The following is a 10,719-nucleotide window of genomic DNA, read 5'->3' on the forward strand; positions in this document are numbered from 1 at the left end:
CTTTTTTTTGATTTACATCAATATTTGACAGATTTGTGGAGCTTCGCCCCCCAAAACTGGTGCTAGAACGGATAGCCCACAGCCAAATGCAAGCTCTGGTTCTTCTTGAAGCTTGGAATGTTGTAGAATCCGTTCTTACCCGTATCGTATGGCAGATGCAGACCGATTCCCCAATCTACTCGAACCACAAACATTCCCATATCGTAGCGGATACCCACTCCGGTGCCTACAGCCAGCTGCTTGTAGAACTTATCAAACTTGAAGGCCTCGAAAGAGGATAAATCAGCATCCTTCATCCAGACATTACCGGCATCCAGGAACAGAGCACCATAAAGATCGCCCCAGATCTTAGGACGGTATTCCAGATTCGCCTGGAACTTGATATCTCCCGTACGAAGGATGTTGGCATACTTGTTACTCAGGGCACTGTAGTCTTGCTCGCCTGGTCCGACACCTCGCACACTGAAGGCACGGATACTGTTGGCTCCACCTACATAGAACATCTCCGTATAAGGTGCCTGACTCGAATTGCCGTAACTCCAGATCATTCCGGCATTCAGATGTCCCACCAGGGTGGATGTTTCATTCAGCTTCCAATACTTCACGAAATCTGTTTCCAGCTTGAAGAACTGAGAATACTCGTTCTTGAACATCGTCTTACCCTTGTCGTTCCATTTTCTGCCGCCCAGAAGATAGCCCAGCGACAGAATGTTGCCGGCTTCGCTCACCGTAGTTGACCACACGATAGGACTGCGGTATTTCTGCGCACTGCGATAGGTGTAGGTATAGCTCATCTTCGGAATGAAACGGTCGGCCATCGAAGTTGCCACATACACATTGTTGTTCATGATGCTGTCGAACTTCGGAGAAGTATAGTTCATATACTCATACGAAAGAATCAGCGGACTGAACGAATGGCGATGCTGATAAGAGGTTGCCCAATCATAGGTCAACTCTCCTCCAGCCACATGACGGCGGAAATAGCCAGCACGGTTCAGGATGTTCATGGATGCCTTGATGGTGGTATTCGGCGTACCGTAGTAACGGCGAGGGATATGACCTCTGCGGAATCTGCGCTCATTCTGTGCCATCGTGCGGAAAGCATTCCAAGGAGTGATGATGCTTGGGAACGACAGCGTGACATCCGATCCGAACTCATAGGAATTGATCTTGTTGGAACTTCCCCCCTGCCCCGTGATGGTCTGCCACTCATGAGAACCATGGAAGTTGATATCCAGCTTCTCACCACCCCGGAAGGCATTGCGCTTGGTCAGACCCACCACCAGCTCCGGACCTACCCTTCCGGTAGTCTTGCCCTTGGCGTTGGCTTCTACATAGAAATCGTATGGTTTGTCGAACACCAGATCGATGTTGGCATCCAGCGTATCGCAATATTGCACATTTCCCAGGCTGTCCAAAACCTGAGTGCTTCTAGGCACAAACTGCAGGTTGGTATAACTGAAGAGTCCCATCGACTGCAATCCTGCCTTTGCCGTATTTTCATCATCCACCATATAAAGCTTTCGTGGTCGGAGCTTCAACTCCCTGAGCACTACTCCGGCACGAATCGGCATCTTCTTACCCGCATATCTGAAACTCAGATAGCGGCGTACGAAGCTATCGGTCATCTCCTCCATGAACTGCTTCTTGAAGTTGATGTTGATATTGCCGATATACCATTGGCGGGTTGCTTCCGGCTCAATGCTGTCCACCATAGACAGACGGAGGTTCACCTTGCCAGACGTATTCACGGTATCTGCAAGATAAGAAGCATAGCCATTCTGATAGAAGTAATAGCCATGGTTGCGGAAAAGACGGGTGAGTCGCTGACGTTCCTGCTCCAGATTGGAGACATTGAACGGGCTTCCCTTTCTGATGACGGCCTGCGACATCGTAGAATCGATGAGCTGCTTGCCATGCTCCGGGAAATTGAGATAAGCCACGGAATCCAATCTCCACAAATGTCCCATATTCACCTTATAAGCCACCTTGGCTTCCTTCGGATTGCTCTGGGTGATCACTTCATAATCTACCTTGCCATTGAAATAGCCCAACTTGTCGAGCTGATGCTCAGCTACCTGTGCTCTCAACTTCGGATTCACATTCTCCATCAGCTTAGGTTTCGAACCGAAGACCTTGGTAATCCATCTGGAAAGAGCATCATCCGACGGAGAGAAGGCATTCCATATCCATAAGCGGACGGGAAACGGAGTACGGAAATAGCTGCTTCCCATAAAAGCTCCCGTCGGGGCTGATGCAAGAGCAAACTCCATCTCTTCCTTCACCGAGTCGGCATAGGTATTCGCCTCGTAGTTGGAGTATTCTATAGGTTTCAAACCGGTAAACAGCTGCTCGTTTTCCTTCAGGGCACTCGTAGAAGAGCACCCTGTAAACAGGAAGCTGAACAGCATCACCGCTGCCGCTATATATATAATAAGGTGAAGTCGATTCTTCTTTCTCATATTCACTAGCTTATTTTTCGTTGTTTCTAATAACAGAATCCTTGCGGGTCCGCAGCATCACTGAATCCTTGCGGGTTCGCAGCATCGGAGAATCTGCAGGCACCTGCTGCTTCTCTGTCTTCCATCTGAAGATATCCGAGAACTTGGAGAGTTTTCTGCGCCAGGTGAAACCGCCGCCATACTCCCCAATCTGACCATCCAGCCAATCGTAGGTGTTGGCATTATAAAAGGCTCTTACATACATGCTGGCTCCTTCGTTGAGACGATACAGAACCTCCACATTGTTGAAGAAAGACTCATTCTTGTTGGCATTCTCCAGTTCTGCACCGGTTGAAACCTGTCCACCCACTGAGAAACTCAGGCGATTATTGAAGAATCGCTTGGCGAACTTGAAGTTGTAGTCGGTATGCGTTCCGCCAGAGGCATTGGTCTGGTTATCCACCGACATACCCACATCGAGTCCGATGCTTCGCATGGCTGTACCTGCAATGTTATTGATCTCGGAGTTGAGGAATGAAGTCAGGGCGGTATTCATCGAGAACGAACTGGTGGTTCCACTCGCCAGATACATACCCGAAGCCAGCATCGTGATGGCTATCTTGCCTCGCTCCTCTACACTCATCGAATTCAACTCATCCTGGATGGTCTGGTCGTTGGATGCCGAGATGATAAACTGGATACCCGGTTTCTCCAGCGTCTGACTCAGCTTCACACCACAGATGAAATCCACCGAGCGTCCACTACCCTCACCCTCGTTGACGGTAGTCTTGATATCCTCCGTTGCCGTAATATTCAGGGTAGGATTAAACGGATCACCCGTAAACTGGATATAGCTTCCATCCTGGATATTAAAGGTCTTCAATGGAATGATAGGCAGAGAGTACTTCATCTCACCATCATTCAGGGTATATCGACCCGTCAGCCGGATACCGTCAGCCGTATTGTACCGCATCTGCAAATTGCCTCCTCCCATCAGATCCACATAATTGGTCTTATCGGCATTCAAGGCACAGAGAATACGCGCCGACTCATCGATTGACATACTCAGCAACATATCGAAACCATCCAGCGTAGGCTTCTGAACCACAACCTCCTTGCCACTCTTGAAATTGGTAAACTTTACCAGTTCCTCCAGCTGGTTATCGGTAGTGAGTTCCGACTCACGCAAGATATAGGTCATATTGGTCTTGCCCAGTACATCCAGCTTACCCATCATCTTCAGATTAGACAATGAGCCCTGCATGCTTCCTAAGAAGTTGACATACGCCTTGCCGAATGCCTCGGAACGGGCATTCTCCTCTGCATCAATCAGCAGGAAGTCCTGCGCTCTCATCCGGACATTCAGCTTCATATTCTCCACATCCGTGAAGTCGAGGGCACCCTGGATATTGAGCGGACTCTCATTGTTGGCATACATCATGAAGTTCTCGAAGAGCAGCTTACTGTCGGTAATGCGCACAGGATCATTGGCAAATCGCATGGAAATACCGTATGGCACACTTACCAGATAAGCAGAATCGAGATATACCTCACCATCGATATCAAGATTGCTCAAGGCACCCTTCATCTTCAGGGCGCCTTCGCCATATCCCTTCAAACCGATGAGCTGATCAGGTACAAAACCATTGATAAAGTGCAAAGGAAGCTTCTCTAATCCTACCTCTGCATCCAGATCGCCGGCACCTTCCGACTTGTATGTACCCGTAACAGTTGCCACCTCATCACCCTCATAGGTAAGGATGGCATCTACATAGTGAGAACCGTCACTCTTTGGCATATAGGTAAACTCCGAACCCACATTGCCCATCGGACATTTCTCGTAGGTCATGTTATCTATCTTCAGATTAGAAGAAACAGAGAGTTCTTCCTTGGTCTGGATAAAGTGGAAGTCACCATCCATGATACCCGTAATATCCGGCATATACGGAATCACACTCAGCACCTTGTCCAGATTGAACCTGCTCATGCTGACGGTGATATCCTGCAGGGCATCCTCGTTCTTATCGTTGGAATAGACACGCATACCCATATTGCCCGCTGCTGCCTTCAGCACCAGATCGGCAGATACACGTCCGTCATCACTCAACATCACATAGTTGGAATCATTGGCTACGAACTCCTTATAACCCAATATCGGATGGGTATCTATCAGAGACACTTTCACACCATTAGGCTGCAACATGGCAGCGAGTCCCACATCCACACCCAACTTATTGGATGCATCATAGAGGCGAGCCTTGATATTGGAACCATGCTCCTGAACCTCACCATCTACCAATGCCCGGAACACATACTGCGGATTATGACGGTTGTTCTGAACACGGGCTGAATAGCGGATGGTATCTCCCTGCGTATGTACCTGGGCACGAATGGTATCTAGCTGCATGCCACTCGCCACCAGGGAGTCTATGTTCATATATCCTTCGAGTCCTGCCACAGGCGAGGCATTCAGCTCCATCTCCACCGACTTGAAATGGTAACCCATATATTCGATGAATCGGGAAATGAAGTTATCCTTACCTGTAGAAAGGTAGATATGTCCGCTAGGGAAATTGTTGCGAATCATCACCTGATCGATGCGACGGTTCTTGAGCTGCTTCCATAATTCCTTCTGCAAACCGGTAACTCTGTGCAGGAGTTTCTCGTAGCCTCCATGCGCATCCATGTTCAGACGGAAATCTCCACACTCTGCTATGGCATGGGTGGTATCTCTATCGGTCAGGATATCTACCTTCACACCTACTGGGCGATAGACTTTCTTTTCTGTCCTTACGGTGATATCATCCAAGTTAGCCCATACCTTGTGACTATCCTTCAGATCGGAATGAACATCGATCTGACCACAGAGCGAAACATCCACTGGCTTATCGGTAATCTTCAACTGATACATATCGGCATGGCGCACATCTGCCACCAGTGTAGCCTTCAACTTCTTGGTACTAGCCAGGGCATCCACGGCGATGTTACCATTCAGCAGATCATTCCTACTATCCAGCTTGGCATGAATTCTACCGTTGGCAACCTGCGCATCAGCCACCATGTCATGCAACTGATACTGGTCATAATGTACCTGGTTAACCTTGGCTTTCGCCATCAGTCGGGTTCGAGGCGACAGGAAATCTGTACCCACACCCTTTGCCTCTACCTCTCCCGTAAAGGTATAGAGATTCTGGTGAGGCAGGAAATGCTGGGCCTGAATCTGTCGTGCCTGCAACTTTGCCTGATATGCCAGGCGATTCATATCGATGCTGCCATCCCTACGGGTCTTGGCATCGATGATAGCATCCACCTTCATGCTTCCCTTACCTTCGGTAAGAGCCAGTCTGGTGGCATACTTCGTTCCATCCATCTTCACATTTCCCTGAATGCCGATGCCGCTAGGGATGCGGATTTCCCGTGTCAAGGCAGGATCGAGCATGGCTGTTACCATACCGAGATTGTAGGTGCGTGCCTTCAGATTGATATTCGCTTTCAGACGATTCATATCTGTCATATTAGCTACCATACCATCCGTGCTTAAGTCGAAAACAGTAGGCAGATTCACCTTCACTCCCGAGAAAGAGGCACGCTGCATGTTTCCCTTCAGCGAACCTTCCACCTTCATCGGATAGTAAGGCCATCGGCTCTTCATCTGCTTCGGCAATGCATCACCGATGAAGAGAAAAAGATCAGAACGTCCCAAGGCACCTTTCACACGCGCCATTACCTTGCCAGGATTCTTCTCGGCAAAGGCATTCATATCCATATCTACAGTAGCCTGTAAATGAGATTCCGGAGTACGGAAATAGAGATCCGGCAACTGCAACTTCAAGGAATCCATCACAAATCTGCCATTAAGCTGTTCTATCTTCAGTCCACTCTTCTCCTTCATCCTTGCTTCCTTGATCTTTACATCAATCCTGGAATCGCAGAAATAGAAGGAATCGGCCTTCAATGCCATATCGTGGAAGGCAAGATGGTTGAAGTCCAGACCGGATACAGGACGTTCGAAATTCTGGTCGTAGTTCACCCTGCCGTTCTTCCAGTCCAAGTGCTTGACCTGATACAGACCTTTGAACAGGTCAAGGTAGGTGGTGCGGGCGATCGCATCACCGAAATAAGCATTCACCTGAAGGGTATCTCCAGGCATGTGTAGGGTAAAATCGGTATTCTTTAGTTTCAGTTTCTGTAAGCGGATCTTCCAGTAATTGGTGCTCGGAGTCGTATCTGGCGGAACAGTATCGCTCAATTCCACAGACAATCTGGCATCTGAAATCAGGGCATCGTTCACATTCACGTGCTCCTTACCCAGATCTATACCATGCGCTATCAGCTGCAATCTGCCCACATCTCCCTTGATTCGGGCTTCGTGGATAAAGTTGGTGGTGTTCACCTTCATCTTCGTGAAGTTCAGTTCATCCACCATCACCTGATTGCTGAAGAGTGGCAGCAACTGTACATCTACCACCATCTTCTGGATGTCGGCTACGGTATCTTTTTTATTTCTTAAAGCAAGGTTGCTGCTGTTCTTCAATGAATCGACAGGTTGCAGTACTTTCACGCCTTCCACTCCCAGCTTGAGAGGGAAAACGAGTTGTACATGCTCTACGGAAATATCCATGCCCGTCGATTCTGAAGCATAAGAAGCAACTTGCTTTACTGCCCAGTTCTGTACTGGAGGCAAATAAAGCAAAACAGCTAACAATAATATGAGCACGAATGGGGTAAGAACAACGATCCCCATCCATTTCGCATATTTCTTCATAAGCATGGATATTAAATTGTTATGGAGCAATAGCTCTCCATAGATTATCATCTGGCAGAGGAGCTTCCACTACAATGGTTTCTTTTGATACTGGATGCACAAACTCTACCTTGTGCGAGAGAAGAGAGATACTTCCGTCGGCATTGCTGCGAGGGGAACCGTATTTCAGGTCGCCCTTGATCGGGCATCCCATCTTAGCCAACTGGCATCTGATCTGATGATGACGGCCTGTCATCAGGTTCACTTCCAAAAGTGTGTAATGATCAGTATGCCCTATCACCTTATACTTCAATATCGCCTTCTTCGAATTCTTCACCTCATGATCGTAAGCATAGCTTTTATTCTGCTTTTCGTTTCTTACTATCCAATGAGTCAATGTTGCCTCTGTCTCGCGTGGCATATTCTTCACGATTGCCCAATAGGTCTTGTGCACCTCACCATCCCGGAACATATTGTTCAGACGGCTCAAAGCCTTGGAGGTTTTGGCAAATACCACGAGTCCTGAGACAGGACGATCAAGTCGATGCACCACTCCTAGGAATACATTTCCTGGTTTCTGGTACTTCTCCTTGATATATTGTTTTACCGTCTCTGAGAGAGGCTCATCGCCGGTCTTGTCGCCCTGCACGATTTCACCACTTCTCTTAGAGACGATAATTATATGGTTGTCCTCGTAAACTACCTGCATGTTTTATCTAAAACAGATGCCAATAGATTACATATTCATACCACCATCGATCTGGATTACCTGACCGCTTACGTAGCTTGACATATCAGAAGCGAGGAAGAGACAAACATTTGCAATATCCTCAGTCTGACCACCACGACGCAAAGGAATCTTCTTCATCCAGTCCTTACGGATTTCCTCTGGCAACTGTGCTGTCATAGCTGTCTCGATGAAACCAGGAGCTACTGCGTTAGCACGTACACCCTTAGGACCCAACTCCTGGGCAATAGACTTAGCCAAAGCAATCATACCAGCCTTAGAAGCAGCATAGTTGCACTGACCAGCATTACCGTGAACACCAACAACAGAAGCCATGTTGATGATAGAACCGCTGCGCTGACGGAGCATGATAGGAGAACAAGCGTGGATAAAGTTGAAGGCAGACTTCAAGTTTACATTCAAAACTGCATCCCACTGAGCCTCACTCATACGAAGCATCAAACCGTCCTTAGTGATACCTGCGTTGTTAACGAGAATATCGATAGAACCGAAATCTGCGTGAATCTGCTTAACGGTCTTCTCAGTCTCCTCGAAGTCAGCAGCATTACCAGCGTATGCGCGGCATGTTACACCAAGAGCCTCAATCTCCTTGCGAGTAGCCTCCAAGCCAGCTGCCATATCATCATTGAGTACGAGGTCTGTGAATGCGATGTTAGCACCCTCAGAAGCAAATTTCATAGCGACAGCCTTACCGATGCCGCGAGCTGCACCTGTTACAAGGGCAGTTTTACCTGTTAATAATCCCATTTCTTTCTTATTTAATTAATAATCAGTTTATTATGAATATCTTATTTAAAGTTTTAAGCCTGATTTACCCAAGGCGCCATAAACAACCTTTGCAACCAGCGGTTTACTTGACTCCACATTCATACCATGGCCTAATCTTCCATAAATGAAAGGTACTTCCAGCCCCTTGATACAATAGTGGGTAATATCAGCAACTAAATCAATATTGTCGATGTCAAATTCCCCATCTTCCTTTCCCTCGGCATAGACACGACGGAAGATTTCGATTTCATCCTCGTCAAAGTTCTTGCGAGCTTTCTCTACCATCCAGATGTTACGGAAGAACTCAGCACGAAGATTGCCATTACGTACCACTGTTTCCTTGATCATACTGAGATGGGTATAAATCAATTCTATGATCTTGTCCTGAGGACGCATCTTACAGTTGGCTACCTCATCCAATTTATCAGAAAGACGCTCCAACTCCGACTCGATGACTGCATAATAGACATCTTCCTTTCTACTGAAATAGGTATAAAGCGTACGACGCCCCTTACCAGATGCTACAGCAATATCATTCATTGTAGTATTGGCTATACCATTCTTGGCAAACAGTTGTCTTGCAACATCTACCAGTTTTTGTCTTGTTTTGGATACTGACATATCGAAGCCCTTCCTTTATTTTATTAGTTGCACATAAATTTATCAATGTGCAAAAGTAGTAGTTTTATTCGATATACGCAAATATTTAGTGTTAAAAAATAGAATATGTTGGATTTCAGATGAATATATTGCAAAATGAAAGGGAAATTGATGGGAAAACTAAAGAAATTCATGATCAGTAAGAGGGATAAGAGAAAAAGGACAATGGAGGAGAAAAGGTAGAAAAACATAATATGGAGAAAACAAAAAAGGAAGTGATTTCTTAATCACTTCCCTTATTTGGTTGCGGCGGCAGGACTCGAACATGCGACCTCCAGGTTATGAGCCTGGCGAGCTACCAACTGCTCCACACCGCGATATTATCAACTCATTTCTGAATTGCGAGTGCAAAGGTACTACTTTTTTTGTTAACCACCAAACATTTCTAGCAAAAAGTTATCTTTTTACCGCGTTTTTAACATTTAAAGGTAAAAAAGTGGGATTTGACAGATAAAAATAGAGAAAAAGTATGATAAAAAGCAGAAACTGGAATAAAAGTGGGAAAAGAGAATGAGTATAGGGAACAAACAAAAATCCGATCCATCCTGGAAGGATAGATCGGACATATCAAAAATCAATTACTTTTTCAAAAGATTCATGACCTTCTCAAAATAGCGCTGTGTTCTCTTCACACTATAATGGTTTCCACCATTCCAAGCACGAATTGCGTGCTCGATGCTATTCAGAGGATTGTGGACAGACTGAATCAGGAGGAACATCTCCTTAGACTTCGCAATGCTGAATCTATCAGACAATGTGAAACGCTTCTTGCTCTTGCGTCTCTTCAAAATGTCATTACACTCTGCCACTAAGATAGGAGTAATCTGCATAACACCAACAGAACTTCCACTCTTTGCTTTGGGGTTACCCTCACTCTCTACCTGGATAATCGCTTCCATCACTGGAGTCCAATCGAAATCATCAGTAGAGGATACATTTACATTCGTATCAGCCGACGCTGTACTTACCTTCATCATCAGCATCAAGATGCTGACTAATACCATTGTTATTCTCTTCATATTTTTTGTTTTATGGAACCTGAAAAGCTGAACTACAACATCAGTGATTTCGCGGTGGCAACTTGTGAGAAAAAGATAGGCTGCTCACCTCAGTTCCGTTAGATACCTTAACGGATACCAGCATACACAAAACAGATATATGAATGATATCCTTATTCTTATCGTTTGCAAAGATACAAAAAAAAATCGAGATATGCAAGTAATAGACTGATTATCAGCGCTTTTTTAATGTTTTAAACACTTTATAACATAGTTACATGACGTATATCAAGCAAAAAACAGCGAAAATAATTTGTAGGAAAACAAAAAAGCCTCAGAAATCTTTCGAAATCTGAGGCT

At 46.1% G+C, this 10,719-nt stretch carries 6 protein-coding genes and 1 tRNA gene; all 7 read right to left on the minus strand.

From position 1 onward, the window contains the following. Nucleotides 1-62: 62 nt before the first annotated feature. The 7 genes from DXD25_RS10770 to DXD25_RS10800 all read right to left on the minus strand — a co-directional run bounded on the left by DXD25_RS10770 (nucleotide 63) and on the right by DXD25_RS10800 (nucleotide 10,335). Nucleotides 63-2,462 (minus strand): BamA/TamA family outer membrane protein, encoded by a 2,400-nt coding sequence (locus tag DXD25_RS10770; RefSeq protein WP_117663500.1) that lies wholly within the window; start codon nucleotides 2,460-2,462, stop codon nucleotides 63-65. A gap of 10 nt (nucleotides 2,463-2,472) precedes the next feature. After that, on the minus strand, nucleotides 2,473-7,206 hold the full coding sequence (locus DXD25_RS10775) for a translocation/assembly module TamB domain-containing protein (protein WP_117663507.1): 4,734 nt from the start codon (nucleotides 7,204-7,206) through the stop codon (nucleotides 2,473-2,475). A gap of 19 nt (nucleotides 7,207-7,225) precedes the next feature. Then, complete coding sequence (locus tag DXD25_RS10780; protein ID WP_117663501.1) at nucleotides 7,226-7,894, minus strand: RluA family pseudouridine synthase; 669 nt, start codon at nucleotides 7,892-7,894, stop codon at nucleotides 7,226-7,228. A gap of 27 nt (nucleotides 7,895-7,921) precedes the next feature. After that, nucleotides 7,922-8,680: a 3-oxoacyl-[acyl-carrier-protein] reductase gene (gene fabG / locus DXD25_RS10785; protein WP_089544922.1), complete on the minus strand. Its 759-nt coding sequence runs from the start codon at nucleotides 8,678-8,680 to the stop codon at nucleotides 7,922-7,924. A gap of 45 nt (nucleotides 8,681-8,725) precedes the next feature. Beyond that, nucleotides 8,726-9,322 (minus strand): TetR/AcrR family transcriptional regulator, encoded by a 597-nt coding sequence (locus tag DXD25_RS10790; protein WP_117663502.1) that lies wholly within the window; start codon nucleotides 9,320-9,322, stop codon nucleotides 8,726-8,728. Nucleotides 9,323-9,602: 280 nt separating this feature from the next. Then, nucleotides 9,603-9,678 (minus strand) — tRNA-Met (locus DXD25_RS10795). Nucleotides 9,679-9,939: 261 nt separating this feature from the next. Continuing rightward, nucleotides 9,940-10,335, minus strand: a complete 396-nt coding sequence (locus tag DXD25_RS10800; protein ID WP_370453417.1) for a lytic transglycosylase domain-containing protein — start codon at nucleotides 10,333-10,335, stop codon at nucleotides 9,940-9,942. Between the last annotated feature and the right edge of the window lie 384 nt (nucleotides 10,336-10,719).

The sequence above is a fragment of the Prevotella sp. TF12-30 genome, assembly GCF_003436715.1.
In the GTDB taxonomy this organism is placed as follows: Bacteria; Bacteroidota; Bacteroidia; order Bacteroidales; family Bacteroidaceae; genus Prevotella; species Prevotella copri_A.